Raw genomic sequence first — 23,627 nt, forward strand, 5'->3', positions numbered from 1 at the left:
CGGCGCATCCGGTCAGGCTCCGGCCGGCACGCCCTCCGTCACCCTCGCGCCCGCGCGGGCCACCACCACGGGTGATCCGTCCACGGGAGCCCGGAGCACGTCCGCCTCGACCCCGTACAACTCCCTCACCAGCGAGGCGGTCACGGTGGTGCGGGGCGCTCCCTGGGCCACGACGCTGCCGTCCTTCATGGCCACGAGGAGGTCGGAGTAGCGCGCGGCGGCGGCCAGGTCGTGCTGGACCATGACGACCGTACGGCCGGCGCGCGCGACCTCCCGGACGAGTTCGAGGACCTCGACGACGTGCCCGAGGTCGAGGGCGCTGGTCGGTTCGTCCAGCAGGACCACCGGCGTCTGCTGGGCGAGCACCATGGCCAGCCAGCAGCGCTGGCGCTGGCCGCCGGAGAGGCGGTCGAGACGCTCCCCGGCGAGACCGGTGGTCCCGGTGGCCTCCAGCGCGTCGCGCACCGCCGCCTCGTCCTCGCGCGACCACTGGCGCAGCAGCCCCTGGTGAGGGTGGCGCCCGTACCGTACGAGCCCCGCGACGGTCACCGCCTCGGGGGCGCGGGGCGACTGCGGGAGCAGGGCGACGCGTTGCGCGGCCGGGCGCCGGCCGAGCGCCCACAGGTCCGCGCCGTCGGCGTGGACCGTACCGGACTCCGGCCGGTGGAGCCGGGCGACGGCGCGCAGCAGCGTCGACTTCCCGCAGCCGTTGGGTCCGACGATCGAGGCGACCTGCCCGGCGGGCACGGTGAACCCGGCGTCCTTGACGACGGCCCGGCCGGGGTAGGAGACGTGGAGGCCGCGGACGTCGAGGCCGCTCGGCGCGTTCTTCATGGGCGGGTTCATGCCTTTTCTTCGGTGCGGTCCGAGCGGAAGAGGACCCAGAGGAGGAAGGGGCCGCCGAGGACGCTGGTGACGACGCCGACGGGGAGTTCGACGGGGGCCCCGACCCGGGCGAGCGCATCGGCCGCGGTGACGAGGGCGGCTCCGGTCAGGCCCGCGCCGAGGACCGGGACCCGGGTGGGACCGGCCAGCCGCTGGGCGAGGATAGGGGCGCCCAGGGCGATGAAGGCGATCGGCCCGCCGACGCCGACGGCGACCCCGGCGAGGAGCACCGCGAGGGCGAGGGCTGCGGCACGCACCCGGCGCAGGTCGACCCCGAGGGTGGCGGCCATGTCGTCGTCGAAGCGCAGGAGTTGCAGCCGGTGACCCGCCGCGAGGGAGAGCGGTACGAGGAGGCAGAGGGCGATCAGCAGCGGCGTACCGGCGGCCCAGTCACGGCCGTTGAGGCTGCCGACCGCCCAGAGGAACACTCCTCCGGCGGAGTTGTCGTTCTCGCGGGACATCACGAGGTCGCTGACGGCCCCGACGAAGGTGGAGACGCCGATGCCGGTGACCAGGACGCGATAGCCGGCGCTGCCCGCCCCGCCCGCGCACAGCACGACGAGCGCGGCGGCGGCGACGGCGCCGACGGGCCCGAGCCACCACATGCCGACCATTCCGGTGGACGTGCCCGCGGCGGCGGCGACGACGGCCGCGGTGGCACCCTCGTTGACCCCGACCAGGTCGGGGGTGGCGAGACGGTTCCCGGCGAGGGTCTGGGTGAGACAGCCGGCGATGCCGAGCGCGGCACCGACCATGATGCCGACGAAGATCCGGGGCAGCCGGAACTCGCGGATGACCATGACGGTGCCCGCGTCGCCGGTGCCCAGCAGGCCGGAGAGGGTCCGCGCCGGGCTCATGCCGGACGAGCTCGCCAGTACGGAGAGGACGACGAGCAACGCGATCACGGGGAGGAGGAGCGCCGCCACGAGTGCGCTGCGGCGGGGGAAGAGCCAGGAGAGCGCGCCACCGCGCAGCACGGTGCTGTCGGGCGGGGTGAGGACGGGCGGTGTCAGGCCGCGTGGGGGCGGCCCGGCGTCGCGCGGGACGAGGCCGGGAGCGTGGTCCGTCATGCCGCGGCCCCCGCGGTGGAGAGTCGGGACGAGCGGGCGATCCAGATGAGCAGGGGGCCGCCGACGAAGGCCAGGAGCACGCTGACCGGGGTCTCCCAGGGGCGGATGACGATCCGGGCGAGGATGTCGGCGAGGATCATGACGTCGGCGGCGATCAGCGCGGACAGCACGAGTTGGGCCCCCGTCGACGCGCCGGCGAGGGCGCGTGCGGCGTACGGGGCGAGCAGCCCGAGGAAGGCGATGGGCCCGGCCACCGCGACCGCGCAGCCGGCGAGCAGCGACACGGCGACGGCCACCACGACGCGGATCCGTCCGGGGTGGTGGCCGAGCGAGCGCGCCCCGTCGTCGCCGAGACCGAGGGCGGCGAGCGGCCGGACGCAGCAGCCCGCGGTGAGCAGTCCGAGGAGCACCAGCGGTACGAGGGGCACGAGTTGACCGGTCTCCACACCGGCCAGCGAGCCGATCGTCCAGTAGCGGTAGGTGTCGAAGGTGGACTGGGTCCCCAGCAGGACGTACGAGGTGAGGCCGTGGAAGGTGGCACTGAGCGCGGAGCCGGCGAGCACCAGGCGCAGCGGGGAACCGGCGGCCCGGCCGGACGCGGCGAGCAGGAGGACCACGGCGCTCGCCGCCATGCCGCCGAGCAGCGCCCAGACCAGCAGCGCACCGGAGGAGGAGGCGTGGAAGAAGGTGAGTCCGAGGACGACGGCGAACGCGGCGCCGGAGTTGACGCCGAGCAGCCCGGTCTCCGCCAGCGGGTTGCGCGTGGCGGCCTGGAGGAGGCAGCCGGCGGTGCCGAGGCAGAGGCCGACCAGAATCGCGGCGAGGGTGCGCGGGAGGCGTACGTCCATGACGGCGAGGCGGAGTTGGGCGTCGGCGCGGGCCGAGGGGTCGCCCCAGAGGTAGTCCCAGGCGCGCGCGGGCGGGGTGGAACCGGTGCCCGTCAGCAGGGAGGCGAGGACCAGGCAGAGCAGGGCGACGAGGCTGAAGGCGGCCCACCGGACCGGACGCCGGTCCCCGCTCGCCGGGCCGGACCGCTCAGGGCGGGGGACCGTCGCCGTACGGGTTTCCGCCCTCCCGGGAGAGCCCCCTTGCGCAGTAGACATATGGTTAGCCTAACCTAAGCATCAACGCCCGGTCCGGCGGGGCTCCCGAGCCCTCCCGTCCGGGCCGGCTCCGCCCGTCCGATCCGGTCCGACTCTGCCCGCACGCAGCGCTTCTCTTCACAACGGTGCGTCAGAACCCGTTCGTCCACCCGCATACGGAGGTTTCCGGCCATGACGCCGAACCAGTCCACCGCTCCCCGCCGCCTCGCCCGCCCCTTGGCCGCCGTCGCCGTCCTCGGCATCTGCGCGCTCACGGCGACCGCGTGCGGCTCCTCGGACGCGGACTCGGCATCGGACGGCTCCGCCAAGGGCGGCACCACCACGGTCACCGACGCGGCCGGAACGAAGGTGACGGTACCCGCCGAACCGGCGCGTGTCGTGGTCCTGAGCGAAATGGATCTCGACTCCTCGCTCACCCTCGGGGTGAAGCCGGTGGGCCTGACGGCGGGCCGCGGCCAGAAGGGCGCCCCCGCGTACCTGACGGACGAGGCCGGCGACATCCCGGTGGTGGGCGCGGTCACCGGCCCGGACATCGAGAAGGTCGTCCAGGCGGCTCCCGACGTGATTCTCGCCGGCCAGATGACGGACACTCAGGTGCTCGCCCAACTCCGCAAGATCGCGCCCACCCTGGTCACCATCGGCGACGACAAGGACTGGAAGAAGTCCCTCTCCCTCACCGGCGAGGTCCTCGGCAAGGCCAACGAGGCCGACGCCTTCCTCGCCGACTACGACGCGAAGGTGGCCGCCCTCAAGAAGGACCTGGGGTTCCGGGCCGGTGCCAAGGTCTCCGTCGCCCGTTACTCGCCGCAGGGCTCCGCCGTCATGCAGCAGGGCGTCTTCATCAGCGACGTCCTGAACGACCTCGGCTTCACCCGGCCGGGCATCCAGGCGGAGAAGGGCGAGGGCCACTCCACGCCGATCAGCGAGGAGAACCTCGACGAGCTCGACGGCGACTGGCTCTTCATCGGCACGCTGACCTCCACCGGCGGCTCCGGCGTCGTCGGCCGGCTCTCCGCGAATCCCGCCTACCAGCAGCTCGGCGCCGTCAAGGCCGGTCACGTGACCGAGATCGACGGCTCGATGTGGACCAGCCTCGGTGGTGCGAAGGCCGCCGTGAACGTGCTGGCCGACCTCCGGAAGGCCATGGTCAAGTGAGCGCCGAGTTCGACGGCGGGCTCGCCCTCGTCACGGGCGCCGGCCGGGGCATCGGCGAGGCCGTCGTCACCGCGCTCGTCGAGCGCGGCGCGCGGGTACTCGCCACCGACGTCACCCCCGACGGCATAGAGGCCCTCGCGAAGGAGCACGGTCCCCGGGTGGTCGCCCGCCCGCTCGACGTCACCGACGCGGCCGCCGTGGAGCGCGTGGTCGAGGAGGCCGAACGGGACCTCGGCCCCCTCGACTTCGCCGTCAACGTGGCGGGCGTCCTGCGCACCGCCGACGTGCTGGACACCAGCGACGAGCACTGGGCCGCCACCTTCGCCGTCAACGTGAACGGCGTCTTCCACGTCTCGCGCTCCGCCGCCCGGCGGATGGCTCCGCGCGGCCGCGGCTCGATCGTCACCGTCGCCTCCAACGCGGCGGGCATCCCGCGCGCCGGCATGGCCGCGTACGCCGCGTCCAAGGCGGCCTCGGCCATGTTCACCCGGTGTCTCGGCCTGGAGATGGCGCCGCGCGGAGTGCGCTGCAACAACGTGTGCCCCGGATCGACCATGACGGAGATGCAGCGCGGCATGTGGGCCGGCCTGGACCCGCAGGACATGACCGCCGCGGCGGACCGCGTCATCGAGGGTGACCTCGCCGCCTACCGGACGGGCATACCGCTCGGCCGCATCGCGGATCCCGCGGACATCGCCGACGCCGTCATCTTCCTGCTCTCCGACCGCGCCCGCCACATCACCATGCAGGACCTGTACGTCGACGGCGGCGCCACCCTGCGCTCCTGACCCGGCCCGTACCCCTCCCGGTCCTCCGCCGCACCCACCCGTCCCCGCCGCCCCGCCGCCGACCCGGCACGCGCCCTCCACCGCAGGAGACACCCATGTCCACCTCCCTGCACGATTCCGCCCCGGCCGCCCCCGGCCTCGCCCCCCTCACCCCCGGGGCGGCGACCGCGCTGCTCGACGCCTACCGACCCGGCACCGACCGCTTCGTGGCCTCGCCGACGCGCACCCTGCTGGGCCGCGGCGTCCTCGCCGAAGTACCCCACGGCACGGGGCCGGTGGAGGAGCGCGTACGGGGCGTCCTCCACGCCCGGCGGCGGGACGGGGACCCGGCGCCGGTGGTCGTCGGGTCCATACCCTTCGACGCGGACGCCCCCGCCGCGCTGGTGGTCCCCCGGTCCGTGCGGTGGGCCCCCGCGCTGCGGCGGGACCCGCTGGTCGCGCTGCCCGCTCCCCCCGTCGAGGACGGTGGTGCGTGGCAGGTGCGCGAGGTGCCGGCCGCCGCCGAGTACACCGGGGCGGTGGCCGAGGCCGTACGCCGCATGCGCGCCGGGGAGTTCGCCAAGGTGGTGCTCGCCCGCACCCTGGAGCTGACCGCGCCCGGCGAGCCCGACCTGCCCGCGATGCTGAGCCGGCTCGCCCGCCGCGACCCCGCCGGCTACACCTTCGCGGTGCCCACCGGCCCCGGCCGCACCCTGATCGGCGCGAGCCCCGAACTCCTGGTCGCCCGGCAGGACGGACGGCTCGTCGCCAACCCGCTGGCCGGCTCCGCTCCGCGCAGCTCCGACCTGGCCGAGGACGTCCGGCGGGCCGCGGCCCTGCTCGAGTCCCCCAAGGACCTGCACGAGCACGCGGTGGTCGTGGCCGCCGTGCGCGAGGCGCTCGCCCCGTTCTGCACCCGTCTCGACGTGCCCGAGCACCCCACCCTGGTGCGGACCGCCGCCATGTGGCACCTGTCGACGACGCTGACCGGTGACCTCGCGGACCCGGACACCACCGCACTGCGGCTCGCCGCCGCCCTGCACCCGACTCCGGCCGTGTGCGGGACACCCACGGCGGCGGCGCGCGCCGTCATCGCCGCGTACGAACCCTTCGAACGGGGTGCCTACACCGGAATGGTCGGGTGGCAGGACGCGGACGGCGACGGCGAGTGGGTCGTCACCATCCGCTGCGCCGAGGCCGAGGGCCGGTCGCTGCGCCTGTTCGCCGGGGCCGGTGTGGTGGCCGACTCCTCGCCCGAGGCGGAGACCGCCGAGACCGGCGCCAAGTTCCGCACCTTCCTGAACGCCGTGGGAGCCCAGCTGTGACCGCCACCGCCCACGAACCGCTCACCGCCGGGGACCCGGACGCGCCGTCCTGGCCCGCCGGGTTCGCCGCCCGCTACCGGGCCGCCGGGTACTGGCGCGGCGAGACCTTCGGCGACTTCCTGCGCGAGCGCGCCGGAGCCCACCCGGACCGGACCGCGCTCGTCGACCCCGCGCCGGTCCGCCGCACCTGGACCTACCGGGAACTCGACGAGAGCGCCGACCGGCTGGCCGCCGGCTTCGCGGCCCGGGGCATCGCCAAGGGCGACCGGGTGGTTCTCCAGCTCCCGAACGTCGGGGAGTTCATCGAGGTCGTCTTCGCGCTCTTCCGCATCGGCGCGCTCCCCGTGTACGCCCTCCCGGCACACCGGGAGACCGAGATCGAGCACTTCTGCGCGTTCTCGGAAGCCGTCGCCTACGTCGTGCCCGACCGGCACGCGGGGTACGACTACCGGCAGCTCGCCACCCACGTGGCCAAGATGACGCCCACCCTGCGCGAGGTCTTCGTGGTGGGCGACCCGGGTGAGCACACCGCGCTCGCCGACGTGCCGGTCGGCCCGTCCGGGACCGTCGAGGGACCCCGCCCGCACGAACTCGCCTTCCTCCAGCTCTCGGGCGGGACCACCGGCGTCCCGAAGCTGATCCCCCGTACCCACGACGACTACCTCTACTCGCTGCGGGGGTCGAACGAGATCTGCGGGGTGGACGAGACCACCCGCTACCTCGTCGTCCTGCCGGCCGCGCACAACTTCCCCATGAGCTCCCCCGGTTGGCTGGGTGTGCTCTACGCGGGCGGCACGGTCGTGCTCTGTCCCCGGCCCGACCCGGCGACGGCCTTCCCGCTCGTCGAGCGGGAGCGGATCACCATGACCGGCATGGTCCCCCCGCTCGCGCTGGTGTGGACCGAGGCGGCTCCCTCGGCCGAGCAGGACCTGTCGAGTCTGGAGCTCGTCCTGGTCGGCGGCGCCAAGTTCAGCGAGGCGGCCGCCCGGCGGCTCGGGCCCGCGCTGGGCTGCCGGCTGATGCAGGTCTTCGGCATGGCCGAGGGTCTGGTCAACTACACGCGCCTCGACGACGACGAGGAGACGGTCGTCACCACCCAGGGCCTGCCGATCTCCCCGGACGACGAGGTGCGCATCGTCGACGACGCGGACGAGGACGTCCCCGAGGGCGAGTTCGGCCATCTGATCACCCGCGGGCCGTACACGATCCGCGGGTACTGGCGGGCTCCCGAGCACAACGCGCGGGCCTTCACCGAGGACGGTTTCTACCGGACCGGCGACATCGTGCGCCGCACCCCCACCGGCCACCTCGTCGTGGAGGGCCGGGCCAAGGACCAGATCAACCGGGGCGGCGAGAAGATCGCGCCGGAGGAGGTCGAGAACATCATCCTCGCCCACCCCTCCGTCCACGACGTCTCGGTCGTCGCGGTCCCCGACGCCTACCTCGGTGAGCGCTCCCTGGCCTACGTGATCCTCCGCGAGGGTGCTGAGCCGCTCAAGTCCGTCGCCGTCAAGCGGTTCGTCCGCGAGCGCGGGATCGCCGCGTACAAGGTCCCCGACCTCGTCGAGTTCGTCAACGTGTTCCCGCAGACCGGGATCGGCAAGATCAGCAAGAAGAGCCTGCGGTCCGCCGCGCCGGCTCCGCACCACGAGGAAAGGCCCGCACCCATGGCGCTGCCCGCCATCGCCCCGTACCCGCTGCCGACGGCGGACGAGCTGCCCGCCAACCGGGTCGCCTGGACGGTCGATCCGTCCCGCGCGGTGCTGCTCGTCCACGACCTGCAGAACCACTTCCTGAACGCGTTCCCGGCCGGTGAGCAGCCGCTGACCGGGATGCTGGAGAACACCGCCAGGGTGCTGGAGGAGTGCCGCGACCGGGGCGTCCCGGTGGTGCACTCGGCGCAGCGCGGGGGGCAGACACCCGAGGAGCGCGGGCTCCAGCTGGACTTCTGGGGGCCCGGCGTGGCGGACGATCCGGCCGCGCTCTCCGGTCCGGCGAAGACGGCTCCCGCGGAGGGCGAGTACTCCCTCACCAAGTGGAAGTACAGCGCCTTCGTGCGGACCGGACTCGACGAGATCCTGCGGGAACTGGGCCGGGACCAGTTGATCGTCGTCGGCGTGTACGCGCACATCGGTGTGCTGATGAGCGCGGTGGACGCGTGGCAGCGCGACATCCAGGCGTTCGTCGTCGCCGACGCGGTCGCCGACTTCTCCCGCGCGGACCACGACATGGCGCTGCGGTACGCCGCCGGCCGCTGCGCCGTGGTGACCACCGCCGACGCTCTCTTCCAGGAGGTCTGAACCGATGTCCCTCACCCTCGAACTGATCCGCGCCGACGTCGCCGACTCCCTCGGCGAGGACCCCGAGGACATCCCGGTCGACGAGAACCTCGTGGACCACGGACTGGACTCGGTACGGATCATGGCGCTGCTCGAACGCTGGCGCCGCGACCACGGTGTGACGGCCGCCTTCGCCGATCTCGCCGAACAGCCCGCCATCGAGGCGTGGTTGCCGCTGCTGGTGGCCTCGTGAGTGCCCCGGCCGCGAGCCTCGGAGCGCCGCCGGCCGGCGCCCCGGACACCGTACTGCCGCTGACGTCGGCCCAGTCGGGCATGTGGTACGCCCAGGCGCTCGACCCGCTGAGCCCGGCGCTGAACACCGCGGAGTGCGTGGAGATCGACGGTCCCGTCGACCCGGAGCTCTTCGGTGCCGCACTGCGCCAGGTGGTCGCGGAGGCGGACGCGCTGCGGATCCGGGTGGAGGACTCCCCCGATGGTCCGCGCCAGCGGATCCGTGCCGAGGTCGAACCGGCGTTGCGCACGGCCGATCTGCGGGCGGAGAAGGACCCGGACCGGGTCGCCGGGACGTGGATGCGGGACGATCTCGCCCGCCCCGTCGACCTCACCCGCCAACCGGTCTTCGGGCAGGCGCTCTTCCGCGTGGGCGAGCAGCGGTGGCTGTGGTACCAGCGCATCCACCACCTCGCCATGGACGGCTTCGGCTACTCGCTGCTCGTACGGCGCACCGCCGAGGTCTACAGCGCCCTGGCAAAGGGTGAGGCACCCGCCCCGACGCCGTTCCGGCCACTGGCCGAACTGGTCGCGCAGGACGCCGAGTACCGCGCGTCCGACGCCCTGGCGGCGGACCGGGCCCACTGGAGCGAGGCGTTCGCCGACCGGCCCGAGGCACCCCACCTCGCCGGGCGCGGCGCGCTGCCGTCGCGGACCTCGCTGCGCCGCACGGTGTCGCTGCCGCGTGAAACGACCGAGGCGGTACGCCGGTTGGCGGACGGTCTCCGGGCGACCTGGCCGGAGGTGCTGATCGCCGCGCAGGCGCTCTACGCCTCCCGCGCCACCGGCCGCTCGGACGTCGTGCTCGGGCTGCCCATGATGGGCCGGATGGGTTCGGTGGCGCTGCGGGTGCCGGGCATGGTCATGAACGTCCTGCCGCTGCGGCTGGAGGTCTCCCCCGCTGCGGACTTCGCCCACCTGGTCCGCCAGGTCGTGCTCGGCATCCGCGCCGTCCGCCGCCACCAGCGCTACCGTTACGAGGACATCCGCCGCGACCTCGGGCTGCTCGGCGAGAGCCGCGCCCTGGTCGGCCCGCTGGTCAACGTCATGCCCTTCGACTACGACGTGCGGTTCGCCGGTGCCCCCGTGCGGGCCCGCAACCTCTCGGCCGGGCAGGTGGAGGACCTGACCGTCAACATCCACGACCGGGCAGACGGCCGCGGACTGCTCATCGACTACGACGCGAACCCGGCCCTCTACACCGAGGACGACCTCGCGGCCCACCAGGACAGGTTCACCGGCCTCGTCGGGCGGCTGGCCGAGGCGGACCCGCACCTTCCGCTCGCCGCGCACACCATCGCCACGCCGGGCGAAGTCTCGCTGATCCTGTCGGAGTTCAACCGCACGGAGCGTGAGCTCCCCGCGACCAACCTGATCGGCCCCATCGAGTCGCGGGCCCGCCGGACCCCGAACGCCACGGCCCTGGTGTACGGCGCCGAGTCGCTCACCTACGCGGAGCTGAACGCCCGGGCCAACCGGCTGGCCCGGCACCTGCGCACCCTCGGCGCCCGCCCGGACGCGGTGGTGGCCCTCTCGGTGCCCCGGTCCGTCGAGCTGATCGTGGTGCTGCTGGCCATCCTCAAGACGGGCGCCGCCTACCTGCCGCTCGACCCGGACTACCCGGAGCAGCGCCTGCTGGACATGATCGAGGACGCGGCGCCGGTCTGCGCGGTGACCGACCGGGAGGGCAGGCTGCCGGAGGGCGGCACGACCCCGCTGGTCGTGCTGGACGGGCTCGACGTGTCGGACCGGCTGCCGACCGACCCGGGCCGCCCGCTCACCCCCTCCCACCCGGCGTACGTCATCTACACCTCGGGTTCCACCGGCCGCCCCAAGGGGGTCGTCGTCTCGCACGGGGCGATCGACAACCGGCTGCGGTGGATGCAGGACACCTACCGGCTGGTCCCCGGCGACCGGGTGCTGCAGAAGACACCGTCGTCGTTCGACGTCTCCGTGTGGGAGTTCTTCTGGCCGTTGCGCGAGGGCGCGACGCTCGTGGTCGCGGAACCCGGCGGCCACCGCGATCCGGCGTACCTCGCCCGCCTCGTGCGCGAACAGGGCGTCACCACCGTGCACTTCGTGCCGTCCATGCTCCAGGTCTTCCTGGCCGAGCCGGAGGCGGCCCGGTGCACGGGCCTCACCCGGGTGTTCTGCAGCGGCGAGGCGCTGGCCCGGGAGACCGCGAACCTCTTCGCGCGCACGCTGCCGGGGGCCGGGCTGCACAACCTGTACGGCCCGACCGAGGCGGCGGTGGACGTCACCCACCACACCTGTGCCGCGGAGGGCAGCGGCCCGGTACCCATCGGGCGTCCGGTGTGGAACACCCGGCTGTACGTGCTCGACGCGGCGCTCCAGCTCTGCCCGCCCGGCGTCCCGGGGGAGCTCTTCCTCGCCGGACGCCAGCTGGCCGACGGATACCTGGACCGCCCCGAGCTGACCGCGACGCGTTTCGTCGCCGACCCCTTCGGCCCCGCCGGCAGCCTCATGTACCGGACCGGCGACCTGGCACGGTGGACCACCGGCGGCGAGGTCGAGTACCTCGGCCGCACCGACCACCAGGTGAAGCTGCGCGGCCAGCGCATCGAACTCGGCGAGATCGAGGCGGCCCTGGCCGCACGGCCCGGTGTCGAGGGCGCCTGCGCCCTGGTGCGCGAGGACGACGGCGGCGAGCAGCGCCTCGTCGGTTACGTGCAGGGGCAGGCGGACCCCGCCGGGGTGCGGGCGGCGCTCGCACGGGTGCTGCCCGACCACATGGTCCCGGCCGCCGTGGTCGTGCTGGAGGCGTTCCCGCTGAGCCCGGCCGGGAAGCTCGACCGGCGTGCCCTGCCCGCACCGGTGTTCTCCGGCGGCACGGGGGGCCGACGCCCGTCCGGGCCCCTGGAGGAGAAGCTGACGCGGCTCTTCGCCGAGGTGCTCGGCGTCGAACACGCCGGGCCGGACGACGCGTTCTTCGACCTCGGTGGCACCTCGCTGCTCGCCATGCGGCTGGTGGCGCGGGTACGGGAGGAGTGCGCGACGGAGCTGACGATCGGCTCGCTCTTCGAGACGCCGACTCCGGCGGCCCTGGCCGCGCGCCTCGCGGGCCCCGGCGCGGGTGCCGACGACGCGCTGGACGTGCTGCTGCCCCTGCGCGGCGGAGACGGCCGTCCTGCGCTCTTCGCGTTCCACCCCGCGGGCGGCATCGCCTGGTGCTATGCGGGCCTCTCCGCCCGGCTGGGGCCCGATCAGCCGCTCTACGCCGTCCAGGTGCGGGGGCTGACCGACGACGAGCCGCTCGCGGAAACCCTGCGGGACCAGGCCGTCGACTACACCGCGCGCCTGCGCGCCGTACAGCCGCACGGGCCGTACCGGCTGGTGGGCTGGTCGGTGGGCGGAGTCCTCGCGCACGCCGTGGCGGTGCTGCTCCAGGAGGCGGGCGAGGAGGTCGAACTCCTCGCGCTGCTCGACTCGTTCCCGTCCGAGATGTGGCGCGCCCGCCCGGCGCCCGAGGAGGGCGACGCGCTCACCGCGGTGCTGCGGATGGCCGGTTTCGAGCGTACGGACGAGGCGAGCCGTGAGGACGTGCTGGCCACCCTGCGCCGGGCGGGCAGCCCGCTCGCCGGCCTCGGCGACCGTACTCTGTCGAGGATCGTCGACATCGTGCCGCACCATGCGCGGCTCATGCGCGAGCACCGGCACGACACCTTCCGGGGCGACGTCCTCTTCTTCACGGCCGCCGCGCCGAGGGCGGAGGACTGGCTCACCCGGGAGTCCTGGCACGCGCACGTGACCGGTGAGATCGTCAACCACGATCTCGACTGCACCCACGCCACGTTGCTCCAGGGCGCTAACCTCGACACCGTCGCGACGGTCCTCGCGGCCCGGCTGAAGGAGCTCGACGGATGACCGCCGTGAACACACCGTTCGACCCCGCGCCCGCCGGGGCCGGGCCCACCCATCTGGTCCTGGAGAACGCCTCCGGCCGCCGGTCGCTGTGGCCCGCCTGGCGCGCGGTGCCCGCGGGGTGGAGCGTCGGCTCGGGGCCCGCGACCTACGAGGAGTGCGTCGGCCGGCTCGCCCCGCGGTCCGGCTCCGCGGGCGCGACGGTGCGGCGGTGAGCACGATGTCCCTCGTGCGGCCCTGGGCGCCGGGAGACCGGCCTCCGGGGCCGTCCGCGCTGGAGGGTCCCGGTCCGCTGCTGTGGTCCGTGCGCCCCGGGGCTCCGGTTGCGGCCGACGCGGATCCGTTCGGGCCCTCCGGCCCGTCCGTGCTGGACGCCGAGGAGCGGGGCCGGGTCGCGGCGTTGCTGCGCCCCGAGGACCGTGCGATGTACGCGGCCTCGCACACGGCGTTGCGGGTGCTGCTCGGCGGGGTCCTGGAACTCCCGCCCGCGAAGGTGGAGTTGATGCGGCTCCCGTGCCCGGGGTGCGGCGCCCCGCACGGCCGTCCGGCCGTCGCGGGCCCGCCGGGAGAGCGGGTGCACTTCTCGCTGTCGCACACCGCGGGGCTGGCGCTGGTGGCCCTGGCCACCCGGCCGGTCGGCGTGGACGTCGAGCGGCTGCCTTCGCCCAGGACGGCCGACGAGGCGGCGACGGCCCTCCACCCCGACGAGCGGGCGGAGTTGGCGGCCCTGCCGGCGGCGGACCGGCCGGCCGCCTTCGTACGGTGCTGGACCCGCAAGGAGGCGTACCTCAAGGGCACCGGGGAAGGGCTCTCCGGGGAGGCGCTGAGCGGCGCCTACCTGGGGACGGGACCGGCTCCGGCCGCTCCGCCCGCAGGATGGGCCCTGCACGACGTCGAGGTACCGGCCGGTTACGCCGCCGCCCGCGCGCTACGGACCGACTGAGTCAGCCGCGGCCGAGCAGCCGGGTCAGTCCGTCCGCCATCTCCGTACGCCACCACACGTAGTCGTGGCCGCCGTTGAACTCGCGGTACGCACAGTCGTATCCGGCCTCGTCGAGCACCTCGCGCAGGCGCCGCGCGGCGGGCAGCGCCACCCACTCCTGTTCGCCGAAGGAGAGCCTGAACCGCACCGGGCGGCGCGGGGCGGCGGCGATCCGGCGGGTGAGCCACTCCGGCTCCGGTCCGTTCGGCCACCAGTAGGAGGCCGACTGGACCAGTGCGTTGCCGAAGCGGTGCGGGGCGCTCAGCGCCGTGTACGTCGCCGACAGACCGCCCAGGCTCTGCCCGGCGATCACGGTGCGTGCCGGGTCGTCGGTCAGGGGCAGACGCCGGGCGGCCCACGGGAGCAACTCCTCCGCCAAGAACGACGCGTGGGCAAAGTTGCAGGCCAGATCCCGCCACCGGGTGCCGGAGTCGACCGAGTCCACCAGGATCGCCGCCGTCGGCGGGATGCGGCCGTCCGCGATGAGGTTGTCGAGGAGGTTCGCGATGCCCAGGTGCGGCTGCCAGTGCTCGCCGTCCAGCAGGACCAGGACCGGGAGGCGTTCCCGGTCGGCACCCTCACCGGCGGCGGGCGGTTCGTACAACCAGACCGTGCGGGCCTCCCCGAGGTGGGCGCTGGGGACCTCGTGCACGCTCACGGTGCCGCGGGGCGCCTCCGGGCGGGGGTCCCAGTCCGAGACGGCCGGCTCCGGCCGGATCTGGGCCCAGGACACCGGGTCGCCGTCCCAGCGGCGGGGAAGTGTGCGGGAGTTCAGGGGGTCGGCGCGGCGCCGGGTCCGCAGCCACTGCCAGTAACCGGGGCCGTCGCCGTCGGGGCCGTCGCCCTCGTCGACGTAGAAGTCGTACGTACCGCGCCAGTCGCGGCGCAGCCGGAGCGTCCAGTGCCAGACGTCGGTGCCGGGGACGCGCTCCATCAGGTTCCCGCGGGGGGCGCGCGGGTCACCGAGCTTGTTGGGGAGGACCTGGACCGCCCGGGTCGTCGCCGTGCCCCGCCACAGGAAGGTGACCGCCGCGTGCTCGGGACTGCCCTGCGGATCGGGGGCGACCAACGGGGTGCCGCGCTCGCGCACCCGCACCCAGAACTCCTCGACCCCTTCGGGACCGGGGAGTTCGACCCCGGGGGCCGCGAGGAACGGGATCGCGTCGGGACGCGCGAGCCTCGGCGGATGGAGGGGGGCCCCTTCGGGCGGTGCGGACGCGAACATACCGGCGAACTCCGAAGAACGATGACGGATAAGGCTTACCTTACCTCGCGTCCGCCGACGTATCCGGAGTCCCCGTGCGGAGACCCCGCGGTGACCCCCGCGCGGCAGCCCGGCGAGGCTCGCACCGAGGCCCGCACGAAAGCACCCGCGAGGCCCGCGCCGACCTCGCGCTCCGGCAACCCGGCCCACGAGCACCCCGCTTGACCCCTGGAGGTTTACTTAGGCTAACCTAACCCCTTGTTGGCGCCCTCCTGCCGAAACGGTCAGCGAACGCCGCCCTTCTCCCCCGCACCTCTTCTTGCCTGCCAGGAGCCCGCCATGAGCGCAGACAGACCTCTCCGTACCTCCACACCGGCGTTCCGGGGCCCTCGTGGCAGGGTCGCGCGGGTGGCCGCGCTCACCGCCGGAGCGACGCTGGGCCTCGGAGTGCTGTCGATGCCTCTCGCCGCGGCGAGCGGCGAGGCGGGAACGTCGACCGGCGCGGTGGCGCTCGCGGCTGACGAGGTGTCGGCCCCGGCGGTCGTCCTGGGCTCGACATCGGTGAAGGCGGGTGGGGAGGTCACCTTCACCGCCACCGGCTTCCCGGCCGCGAGCAAGGTCAGCGTCAAGCTCGACGACGCCACCCTCCTCGCTCAGTTCACCAGCGGCGCCGACGGCAGCGTCTCCGGCACCGTCACCGTGCCCGGCTCCACCGCACCCGGCACCGACCACTGGCTCCGCTTCCTCGCCACCGGCACCAGCGTCAAGAGCGCCGCCCTCACCGTGACCGCCACACCCGCGGTCACACTCGGCACCACGTCGGTGAAGGCGGGCGGGGAGGTCACCTTCACCGCCACCGGCTTCCCGGCCGCGAGCAAGGTCAGCGTCAAGCTCGACGACGCCACCCTCCTCGCTCAGTTCACCAGCGGCGCCGACGGCAGCGTCTCCGGCACCGTCACCGTGCCCGGCTCCACCGCACCCGGCACCGACCACTGGCTCCGCTTCCTCGCCACCGGCACCAGCGTCAAGAGCGCCGCCCTCACCGTGACCGCCACCACGCCCACGCCCGAGCCGGCGACACCCAAGATCCGGCTCGGGGCCACCAAGGTCGCCGCGGGCGGCACCGTCTCCTTCGATCTGTCGGGCTTCGTCACGGGGCAGACCATCACGGTCAAGCTCGACGACCAGACGATCCTGAAGCAGTGGACCGCGGCCGTGAAGGCGGACGGCACGTTCTCCGGCACCGTGACGGTGCCGGCCACGGCCGGCGCCGGCGCGCACTGGCTCCGCATCCTCGCCCCGGACCCCTCCACCAGCCTGAAGGCCGACTTCACCGTCACCTCCTCACCGTCCACGGGCGGTTCGAGCAACGGTGGCAGCACCGGAGGAAGCACCGGCGGCAGCGGCTCCACGGGCGGCGGCTCCACCGGCGGTTCCAGCACGGGCGGCGCCGGCACGGGTGGCTCCCCCACGGGCGGCGGCTCCACCGGGGGCTCCGGCACGGGCGGCACGAGCACCGGCGGCACCAGCACAGGCGGCTCGTCCACCCCGTCAGGTACCTCCGCGACCATCACCGCCGGTTCGAACGTGGCCGCCGGCGGCAAGGTCTCCTTCCGGCTGACGGGTTTCCCCGCCGGCCAGCAGATCACCGTGAAGCTGGACGACGGCGAGATCATCGGACAGTGGCCCGACGGCATCGCCTCGGACGGCTCGTTCTCCGGTACGGTCACCGTCCCGGCGACCGCGACGAAGGGCGCACACTGGCTGCGGTTCCTCGCCCCCAACCCGTCCACCAGCATGAAGGCCGACTTCACCGTGACCACCGGGGCAGCCGCCTCGGCGACCACCGGCGGCACGGGCGGCACGGGCACGAGCGCGGCCGGGGCCAACGGCTCCACCGCAGCGGGCGGCGCGGTTGCGGCGATCCCGGCCGCCACGGGTGCGCCCGCCAGCGCGAGCAACGCCAGTGGGGCCAAGGCGGAGATCACCGCCAGCGAGGTCCAGCCTGGAGGGAAGCTCCACTTCAAGGTCACGGACTTCCCGGCGTCCCAGGTCGTCACCATCAAGCTCGACGACGACGCCATCCTCGGGCAGTGGGACATCGACGCCCAGGGGTCGTTCGAGGGTGACGTGGAGATACCGGCCGAGGTGACCCCCGGGGCGCACTGGCTGCGCTTCCTGGCACCCAACCCCGCCACGACGCTCAAGGTCGACTTCACCGCCCTGGCCGCCGACCCCACCGCGGCCGCAGCGGTCGCCGCCCCGTCCCCGGACGCGGCGGCGACCACCACCGACCCGACCGTCAACGCCGCCTCGGTCCAGGACGTCGGGACAGGTGTCTCGTACGCGACGATCGCCTGGGCGGCCGGAGCGGCGGCCGTCGGCGGCGCGGTCGGAGCGGCCGGCGCGACCACCTTCGTCCTGCGGCGCCGCAAGCCGGACGCGCCGCGGACACCTTCGACGTCGCAGCCCGCAGCCGTCTGACGACCCGTCGGTCGCTCGGCGGGCCCCTCAGGGTTTCGCCCACAGCGACCCGAGCAACCTCCCTCACCACGCGGGGTGTTGCGCGCTCCCCCGCGCGCAGCACCCCGCGACGCGTTCGCGGACCCGTACGTTCGCCCCGCCCCCGAACCTCACCCGCAACTGTGACGCACGCCACTCGAAAACACGCTTAACTTAGGCAAGCCTAAGCTAATCTCATGGATATCGCCTCGCATCAAGGGGCGCACCAGTCAAGGAGATTGACGCAGCATGACCTCTGCCACCCGCCGCTCCCTCAGCACCGCCGTCGTCCTCGCCGTCGGCGGTTCCCTGGCCCTGGCCGGCACGGCGTCCGCCAGTGCCACGGGCCACAAGGGCAACTCGGCCTCCACGGTCACGTCCGCCTCGCTGGCGACGGGCCTGTACCAGTCCTCGTACTCCGAGCGGAACCACGTGCTGTGGACGACCACCGCCGTGGGCCGCCCGCCGGTCACCAACTCCAGCCTGCTGAAGGTCGACCCGCGCACCCTCGCGGTCAAGAAGACCATCGTCCCGCCGGTGACCGACGCGGCGACCGGCGCTGTCGAGGCCGTCTACGGTGTCGCGGTGGACGACGAGCACAACACCGTGTGGACGACGAACACCCGCAGCAACACGGTCGCGGTCTACAGCCAGAAGACGGGCGAGCACCTCGCCACCCTGCCGAACGTCGCGCACGGCCGTGACATCGTCGTGGACGAGAAGCACAACACGGTGTGGGCGAGCAGCTTCGCCGGTGCGAGCCTGGTCGCGTTCGACTCCAAGACGCTCAAGGAGAAGGGCCGCGTCACCATCGAGGGTTCGAGCCCGACCGGCCTCACCCTGAACGAGAAGACCGGCACCGTCTACACCGCCGACCTGAACAACGACCGCGTGATCGAGGTCGGCCCGCACAAGGCACCGCGCTTCATCCCGACCGGCGACGGCGCGATCTCGGTCGCCCTCTCCGCCAACGGCAAGACCGCGTACACCGCGAACCAGACCGCCGGCACCCTCTCGGTCATCGACCTGAAGAAGGGCGTCGTCACCTCCACCGTCGCGACCGGCGCCGGCTCGCTGGCCGTCGCCACCGACAAGAAGTCGGGTCGCGTGCTGGTCGTCAACCGCACCGCCGCCAACGTCTCGGTCGTCGACCCGAAGAAGGGCACCGTCGTCGAGACCCTCGCCACGGGCGCCAACCCGAACCACGTGACGGTCGACGACGGCGTGGCGTACGTCGTCGACAAGTCCGGCTCGGGCACGGACGGCAAGGACCTGATCCACCGCATCGTCCTCGGCCGCTGACCCCCGCTCCCCCCTGAACCGGTTCGCCCCCGGAACCGGATCCGAACGGCCGACGGCCCGTCCCCTCCCCGCTCCGGCGGGAGGAACGGGCCGTCGGCCTTCGGCGTGTCCGCTTCTCCGCCCACAGCGCCGGGCAGCGGTGCGTACCCGCGACGGGCGGCGAGCGGCAGGTCGTCGACCGCGACCGGTGCGGTCGGATCGGCCGGGCCGGCGGGTCAGCCGCCGGCAGGGCGGCCGGAGAGCCGCACCGTCTCGATGCCGAGGGTCCGGGGAGCGCCGCAGCAGCCGCTCTCCTCGGCGGGGGCGTCGAAGAGGCCCGAGCCACCGCACACCCCGGTCTCCGGCAGCGTCAACTCCACCCGTGCGGCCGCCTCGTGGTCGCCGGCCAGGGCGGCCGCGACGGAGCGGACCTGTTCGTAGCCGGTCAGGGCCAGGAACGTGGGCGCGCGGCCGTAGGACTTCATCCCGACGAGATAGACGCCCCGTTCTCCGTGGCCGAGCTCCTTCGCCCCGTGCGGGTAGACCGTGCCGCACGAGTGGACGTTGGGGTCGATCAGGGGCGCGAGCCCGACGGGGGCCTGCAGTCGCGGGTCCAGGTCGAGGCGGAGTTCGCCGAGGAAGGAGAGGTCGGGACGGAAGCCGGTGAGGACGACGACCTCGTCGACCGGCTCCGCGCGCGTGCCGTCCTCCGCCACGAGGACGAGGGCGTCGTCCGGACCCGACTCGATGCCGGCGATGCGGAAACCGGTCAGCGCGTGCGCCTGGCCGGCGTCGACCGCGGCCTTGGCCGCGAGACCCAGCGCGCCGCGTGCGGGGAGCTGGTCGGCGGACCCGCCTCCGTACGTGGAAGAGGTGACACCCCGGCGCAGGATCCACAGGGAGCGCGTCCCGGGCTCGGCCTTCGCGAGGTCGGCGAGGGCGACGAGGGTGGTGAAGGCGGAGGCTCCGCTGCCCACGACCGCCGTTCGTCTGCCCGCGTGACGGGCCCGGGTCGCGGGGTCGTGCAGGTCGGGCACCCGGTAGGTGATGTGCCGGACGTGGGCCCGCTCCCCCGCGGCGGGCAGTCCGTCGCCTCCGGCGGGCCCGGGCCCGGCCCACGTACCGGAGGCGTCGAGGACGGCACGGGCGAGGAGCCGGATTCCGGTCCCGTCGGCGGCCCGCGCGTGCACGGTGAACGGCTGCTCGGCGCGGTCGGCGTCCACGACGCGGTCGCGCCCGGCGCGGGAGATCCCGGTGACCGTGGCGCCCGTACGGACACGGTCGCCGAGGACCTCCGCGAGGGGCTGGAGGTACGACTCCACCCAGTCGCCGCCGGTCGGGTAGGCGGCCCCGTCCGGCCGCTGCCAGCCGGTCGCGGCGAGGAGCTTCTCGGCGGCCGGGTCGATGACCTCGTCCCAGGGGGAGAAGAGCCTCACGTGCGACCACTCACGCACCGCGGCGCCGACCGCGTCGCCGGCTTCGAGCACCAGCGGTTCCAGACCGCGTGCGAGGAGGTGGGCTGCGGCGGCGAGGCCGACGGGGCCCGCGCCGACGACGACGACAGGGAGCTCAACGGCATCGGTGGTCTTCATCGGCGCTCGGTCCTCACGCTGAGGGCGGGACGTCCCGCCCGCTGATTAGACGGACATCTAATTGATGCCCAGCGTGCCTCTTCCATCGACACCTGTCAACATAGAAGCCTGTCGAATCAGCGTCGTCCGGACCTCCACCGCTGCGGCTCCCGGGGCAAAGCGGCGCCGTGCTTCCGCGACCGTGAGGGGCGATGCGCGCCGGGGGCCGGGGCTGCGGCCCATCCTGCCGCCGGCACGCCCGCGCATCGGCGCGACCGGCCCGTTCGCGAGCGGTCCCGACGCCCTCAGCCGGTCCCGGAAGCGTCCCGGCACCGGGGAACGGGGGAGGCGTCCGCCCCGTCGGAGCCGCATCGGCGCCCGGCAGGAGCGAGCATTAAGGTGCATGAGGGATGATGTGCGCGTTTCTCATGACTCCGGAGCGATGGGCTCGGGTGCATCGCAGCGCGCTGAGGGGAGCGAAGCCGTGCATGGCGAGTACAAGGTTCCCGGCGGCAAACTGGTCGTCGTGGATCTGGACGTCGACGGGGGCGTCCTGCGCAACGTGCGGGTCGCGGGCGACTTCTTCCTGGAGCCGGACGAGGCGATCCTCGCGATCAACCGCGCCCTGGAGGGCGCCCCTTCCTCCACGGACGCCACCGCCCTGGCGGCCCGGATCACGGCGGCGCTGCCCGAGTCCACGGTCATGCTCGGGCTGTCGGCGGAGGGCGTCGGCATCGCCGTCCGGCGAGCGCTGGCCCGTGCGACCGAGTGGAGCGACTACGACTGGCAGTTGGTGCACGTGGAGCCGCAGGCCCCGGCGCTGCACATGGCGCTGGACGAGGTCCTCACCGCCGAGGTGGCCGCCGGGCGGCGGGCGCCCACGCTCCGGGTCTGGGAGTGGGCCTCGCCCGCGGTGGTCATCGGCAGTTTCCAGTCGCTCCGCAACGAGGTGGACCCCGAGGGGGCGGCACGGCACGGGATGACCGTGGTGCGCCGCGTCTCCGGCGGCGGGGCCATGTTCGTGGAGCCGATGAGCACCATCACGTACTCCCTGTCCGTGCCGGACTCCCTGGTCTCGGGCCTCTCCTTCGCAGACAGTTACGCCTACCTCGACGATTGGGTGCTCGGCGCACTCGCGGACATGGGGATCAAGGCCTGGTACCAGCCCCTCAACGACATCGCGACCGAAGCCGGCAAGATCGCGGGGGCGGCCCAGAAGCGGATGGTGGGTGCCGACGGCGGCCCCGGGGCCGTCCTGCACCACGTGACCATGTCGTACGACATCGACGCCGACAAGATGCTCGAAGTCCTGCGCATCGGCAAGGAGAAGATGTCCGACAAGGGCACCACGTCGGCCAAGAAGCGGGTCGATCCACTGCGGCGTCAGACCGGTCTCGCGCGGGAGCAGGTGATCGAGAACATGATCGCCTCCTTCCGCAACCGCTACGGCCTGACCACCGGCGCGGTCACCGAGGAGGAGATGGCCCGGGCGGAGGAACTGGTGCGGACGAAGTTCGCCACCGAGGAGTGGACCGCCCGGGTGCCGTGACCCGCCGCCTCCCGGGCCGGCGTCTCCGCCGGCCCGCCTGTGCCTCCCCGGCTCCCCCGGCATCCCGCCGGAGCTGCGGCTCCGTACCGTCCGCGCTTGCGTCGGTGCGGAGCGGCGACCTACCGTGACGCCCATGCAGTCCTACACGATCGGCCAGGCGGCCCGCCTTCTGGGCGTGAGCCCGGACACCGCACGACGGTGGGCCGACGCGGGCCGGGTGGCCACGCACCGCGACACGAGCGGGCGGCGGCTCATCGACGGCGGCGACCTGGCGGCCTTCTCGGTCGAGGTCGCCGGCACTGCCGGGAGCGGCGGCGAGGGGGAGGTCCCGTACACCTCCGTGCGCAACGCCTTCGCGGGCATCGTCACGGCGGTGAAGCTCGGCGACGTCGCCGCGCAGGTCGAGATCCAGGCCGGTCCGCACCGGCTGGTCTCCCTGTTGACGCGCGAGGCGGTGGAGGAACTCGGCCTGGAGGTCGGCATGGAGGCCACCGCCCGCGTGAAGTCGACCAACGTGCACATCGACCGGCTCTGAGCGGTCCCGCTCACCGCACCCTTTTCTCCGCACACCCGCACACCCGCACACCCGCACGTACGCACACCCGCACGTACGCACACCCGCGGCCTCACGTGCGGGGGGCGGACCGCTGGCCGGAGACAGCCGATCGCGCCCGAGTCAGCCTCCCCGCATCTGCCCCTGAAAGAACCTGCCCCCCACTGCTCCTGCGAGGCAATCGGGGTCTTCCCCTTGGCATCTGCGCACGTATGATCGATCCGTGCGCGCCGCCGTCCCGGTGATCGGCGTGCACCACACCGACCGTGCGAGCACCGGGAGACCAGCGCGGAGGAGTCGTCGGGCTCCTCCGGAGGACCAGAGGGAGCAGACTCCGTGACGACCCGTTCCGCACGCCGGCCCCGTAGGACACCGCAGTGGACGGGCGCGGGAGTCGCCGCGCTGCTGGCGCTGAGCGCCTGTTCCTCGTCGGACGGCTCCTCGCCCGACGCTTCGACGCGCTCCTCCGGCGGTTCCGCCTCAACCTCCGCGGGTTCCGCGGCGAAGCTCTCCGGCACGGTGACCGTGTTCGCCGCCGCCTCGCTGAAGGAGAGCTTCACGACGCTGGGAGCCTCGTTCGAGGAGGCCCACCCCGGTACCGAGGTCACCTTCAGCTTCGGCGGCAGTGACACCCTGGCCGCCGGGATCACCGAAGGGGCCCCGGCCGACGTCTTCGCCGCCGCCAGCGCCAAGACCATGGCGACCGTCACCGACGCGGACGACGCGGTGGGAACGCCCGCCACCTTCGTCCGCAACCAGTTGGAGATCGCGACCCTTCCCGGCAACCCGGACAAGATCGCCACCCTCCGGGATCTCACGAACGCCGATCTCAAGGTCGTGCTCTGCGACAGGACGGTGCCGTGCGGCGCCGCCTCGCAGAAGGCGCTGGACGCCGCCGGTCTCGACCTCGTCCCCGTCAGTTACGAGCAGGACGTGAAGAGCGCCCTCACCAAGGTGGAGCTCAGGGAAGCCGACGCGGCCGTGGTCTACCGGACCGACGTACGGGCCGCGGGTGACAAGGTGGAGGGCGTGGAGTTCCCCGAGTCGGCCGACGCCGTCAACGACTATCCGATCGCGCTGCTCAAGGACGCCCCCAACGCCACTGCGGCCCGGGCGTTCATCGAGCTGGTGCGGTCCGCCGAGGGGCAGCGGGTGCTGACCCGGGCGGGGTTCCTCACGCCGTGAAGAGGCCCGCCGGTTCCGGAGCCCACGCACCTGCCACCTCCGG

The 23,627-nt window shown here is 73.7% G+C and carries 18 protein-coding genes and 1 pseudogene; 14 read left to right on the plus strand and 5 right to left on the minus strand.

Annotation, left to right across the window (positions count from 1 at the left end; all coding sequences use genetic code 11):
- Positions 1-12: 12 nt before the first annotated feature.
- The 3 genes from PZB77_RS04180 to PZB77_RS04190 are packed head-to-tail and all read right to left on the minus strand — an operon-like array spanning position 13 to position 3,058.
- Positions 13-846, minus strand: a complete 834-nt coding sequence (locus tag PZB77_RS04180) for an ABC transporter ATP-binding protein (RefSeq protein WP_275491166.1) — start codon at positions 844-846, stop codon at positions 13-15.
- Positions 843-1,955: an iron chelate uptake ABC transporter family permease subunit gene (locus tag PZB77_RS04185; protein WP_275491167.1), complete on the minus strand. Its 1,113-nt coding sequence runs from the start codon at positions 1,953-1,955 to the stop codon at positions 843-845. The genes PZB77_RS04180 and PZB77_RS04185 overlap by 4 nt, the downstream gene beginning before the upstream one ends.
- The gene (locus tag PZB77_RS04190; RefSeq protein ID WP_275491168.1) at positions 1,952-3,058 is read right to left on the minus strand and encodes an iron ABC transporter permease; all 1,107 of its coding nucleotides are present in this window, start codon (positions 3,056-3,058) and stop codon (positions 1,952-1,954) included. Before PZB77_RS04190 ends, PZB77_RS04185 begins: the two co-directional genes overlap by 4 nt.
- A gap of 171 nt (positions 3,059-3,229) precedes the next feature.
- On the opposite strand from PZB77_RS04190, the gene PZB77_RS04195 reads away from it, so the two are divergent.
- The 9 genes and pseudogenes from PZB77_RS04195 to PZB77_RS04235 all read left to right on the plus strand — a co-directional run bounded on the left by PZB77_RS04195 (position 3,230) and on the right by PZB77_RS04235 (position 13,700).
- Positions 3,230-4,213, plus strand: a complete 984-nt coding sequence (locus tag PZB77_RS04195) for an iron-siderophore ABC transporter substrate-binding protein (RefSeq protein WP_275491169.1) — start codon at positions 3,230-3,232, stop codon at positions 4,211-4,213.
- Positions 4,210-5,001: a 2,3-dihydro-2,3-dihydroxybenzoate dehydrogenase gene (locus PZB77_RS04200; RefSeq protein WP_275491170.1), complete on the plus strand. Its 792-nt coding sequence runs from the start codon at positions 4,210-4,212 to the stop codon at positions 4,999-5,001. The genes PZB77_RS04195 and PZB77_RS04200 overlap by 4 nt, the downstream gene beginning before the upstream one ends.
- Before the next feature lie 95 nt (positions 5,002-5,096).
- Complete coding sequence (locus PZB77_RS04205; protein ID WP_275491171.1) at positions 5,097-6,305, plus strand: isochorismate synthase; 1,209 nt, start codon at positions 5,097-5,099, stop codon at positions 6,303-6,305.
- Positions 6,302-7,939, plus strand: a pseudogene (locus PZB77_RS04210) ((2,3-dihydroxybenzoyl)adenylate synthase); the annotation flags it as partial. The gene PZB77_RS04205 and the pseudogene PZB77_RS04210, both read left to right, overlap by 4 nt.
- Positions 7,940-7,972: 33 nt before the next feature.
- Positions 7,973-8,605: an isochorismatase family protein gene (locus tag PZB77_RS04215; RefSeq protein ID WP_275495905.1), complete on the plus strand. Its 633-nt coding sequence runs from the start codon at positions 7,973-7,975 to the stop codon at positions 8,603-8,605.
- Between the two features lie 4 nt (positions 8,606-8,609).
- Positions 8,610-8,837, plus strand: coding sequence for a phosphopantetheine-binding protein (locus PZB77_RS04220; RefSeq protein ID WP_275491172.1), 228 nt, complete (start codon positions 8,610-8,612; stop codon positions 8,835-8,837).
- Positions 8,834-12,760 (plus strand): amino acid adenylation domain-containing protein, encoded by a 3,927-nt coding sequence (locus tag PZB77_RS04225; RefSeq protein WP_275491173.1) that lies wholly within the window; start codon positions 8,834-8,836, stop codon positions 12,758-12,760. The genes PZB77_RS04220 and PZB77_RS04225 overlap by 4 nt, the downstream gene beginning before the upstream one ends.
- Positions 12,757-12,972, plus strand: coding sequence for an MbtH family NRPS accessory protein (locus PZB77_RS04230; RefSeq protein ID WP_275491174.1), 216 nt, complete (start codon positions 12,757-12,759; stop codon positions 12,970-12,972). Before PZB77_RS04225 ends, PZB77_RS04230 begins: the two co-directional genes overlap by 4 nt.
- Positions 12,973-12,977: 5 nt before the next feature.
- Complete coding sequence (locus PZB77_RS04235; RefSeq protein WP_275495906.1) at positions 12,978-13,700, plus strand: 4'-phosphopantetheinyl transferase superfamily protein; 723 nt, start codon at positions 12,978-12,980, stop codon at positions 13,698-13,700.
- A 1-nt stretch (position 13,701) separates the two neighbouring features.
- Here PZB77_RS04235 and fes read toward each other — a convergent pair whose 3' ends face one another.
- Positions 13,702-14,964 carry an enterochelin esterase gene (fes, locus tag PZB77_RS04240; protein ID WP_275491175.1) on the minus strand — a complete coding sequence of 421 codons (1,263 nt, stop codon included), beginning with the start codon at positions 14,962-14,964 and terminating at the stop codon, positions 13,702-13,704.
- 318 nt (positions 14,965-15,282) lie between these two features.
- On the opposite strand from fes, the gene PZB77_RS04245 reads away from it, so the two are divergent.
- Positions 15,283-17,427, plus strand: a complete 2,145-nt coding sequence (locus PZB77_RS04245; RefSeq protein ID WP_275491176.1) for a hypothetical protein — start codon at positions 15,283-15,285, stop codon at positions 17,425-17,427.
- Positions 17,428-17,694: 267 nt separating this feature from the next.
- Complete coding sequence (locus tag PZB77_RS04250) at positions 17,695-18,747, plus strand: YncE family protein (RefSeq protein WP_275491177.1); 1,053 nt, start codon at positions 17,695-17,697, stop codon at positions 18,745-18,747.
- A gap of 215 nt (positions 18,748-18,962) precedes the next feature.
- Here the strand turns inward: PZB77_RS04250 and PZB77_RS04255 are convergent, their stop codons facing one another.
- Positions 18,963-20,318, minus strand: a complete 1,356-nt coding sequence (locus PZB77_RS04255) for an NAD(P)-binding domain-containing protein (protein ID WP_275491178.1) — start codon at positions 20,316-20,318, stop codon at positions 18,963-18,965.
- A gap of 463 nt (positions 20,319-20,781) precedes the next feature.
- Here PZB77_RS04255 and PZB77_RS04260 point away from each other — a divergent pair, with 463 nt between their 5' ends.
- The 3 genes from PZB77_RS04260 to modA all read left to right on the plus strand — a co-directional run bounded on the left by PZB77_RS04260 (position 20,782) and on the right by modA (position 23,584).
- Positions 20,782-21,846 carry a biotin/lipoate A/B protein ligase family protein gene (locus tag PZB77_RS04260; protein ID WP_275491179.1) on the plus strand — a complete coding sequence of 355 codons (1,065 nt, stop codon included), beginning with the start codon at positions 20,782-20,784 and terminating at the stop codon, positions 21,844-21,846.
- A gap of 133 nt (positions 21,847-21,979) precedes the next feature.
- Positions 21,980-22,381 carry a helix-turn-helix transcriptional regulator gene (locus tag PZB77_RS04265; protein ID WP_275491180.1) on the plus strand — a complete coding sequence of 134 codons (402 nt, stop codon included), beginning with the start codon at positions 21,980-21,982 and terminating at the stop codon, positions 22,379-22,381.
- Between the two features lie 354 nt (positions 22,382-22,735).
- On the plus strand, positions 22,736-23,584 hold the full coding sequence (modA, locus tag PZB77_RS04270; RefSeq protein WP_275491181.1) for a molybdate ABC transporter substrate-binding protein: 849 nt from the start codon (positions 22,736-22,738) through the stop codon (positions 23,582-23,584).
- Positions 23,585-23,627: the final 43 nt, after the last annotated feature.

It is taken from the genome of Streptomyces sp. AM 2-1-1, from assembly GCF_029167645.1.
In the GTDB taxonomy this organism is placed as follows: domain Bacteria; phylum Actinomycetota; class Actinomycetes; order Streptomycetales; family Streptomycetaceae; genus Streptomyces.

Coding starts and splice junctions, on each gene's coding strand:
- PZB77_RS04180 (WP_275491166.1), bottom strand. CDS start 846: ATGAACCCGCCCATGAAGAACGCGCCGAGCGGCCTCGACGTCCGCGGC.
- PZB77_RS04185 (WP_275491167.1), bottom strand. CDS start 1,955: ATGACGGACCACGCTCCCGGCCTCGTCCCGCGCGACGCCGGGCCGCCC.
- PZB77_RS04190 (WP_275491168.1), bottom strand. CDS start 3,058: ATGTCTACTGCGCAAGGGGGCTCTCCCGGGAGGGCGGAAACCCGTACG.
- PZB77_RS04195 (WP_275491169.1), top strand. CDS start 3,230: ATGACGCCGAACCAGTCCACCGCTCCCCGCCGCCTCGCCCGCCCCTTG.
- PZB77_RS04205 (WP_275491171.1), top strand. CDS start 5,097: ATGTCCACCTCCCTGCACGATTCCGCCCCGGCCGCCCCCGGCCTCGCC.
- PZB77_RS04215 (WP_275495905.1), top strand. CDS start 7,973: ATGGCGCTGCCCGCCATCGCCCCGTACCCGCTGCCGACGGCGGACGAG.
- PZB77_RS04220 (WP_275491172.1), top strand. CDS start 8,610: ATGTCCCTCACCCTCGAACTGATCCGCGCCGACGTCGCCGACTCCCTC.
- PZB77_RS04230 (WP_275491174.1), top strand. CDS start 12,757: ATGACCGCCGTGAACACACCGTTCGACCCCGCGCCCGCCGGGGCCGGG.
- PZB77_RS04235 (WP_275495906.1), top strand. CDS start 12,978: ATGTCCCTCGTGCGGCCCTGGGCGCCGGGAGACCGGCCTCCGGGGCCG.
- fes (WP_275491175.1), bottom strand. CDS start 14,964: ATGTTCGCGTCCGCACCGCCCGAAGGGGCCCCCCTCCATCCGCCGAGG.
- PZB77_RS04245 (WP_275491176.1), top strand. CDS start 15,283: ATGAGCGCAGACAGACCTCTCCGTACCTCCACACCGGCGTTCCGGGGC.
- PZB77_RS04250 (WP_275491177.1), top strand. CDS start 17,695: ATGACCTCTGCCACCCGCCGCTCCCTCAGCACCGCCGTCGTCCTCGCC.
- PZB77_RS04255 (WP_275491178.1), bottom strand. CDS start 20,318: ATGAAGACCACCGATGCCGTTGAGCTCCCTGTCGTCGTCGTCGGCGCG.
- PZB77_RS04265 (WP_275491180.1), top strand. CDS start 21,980: ATGCAGTCCTACACGATCGGCCAGGCGGCCCGCCTTCTGGGCGTGAGC.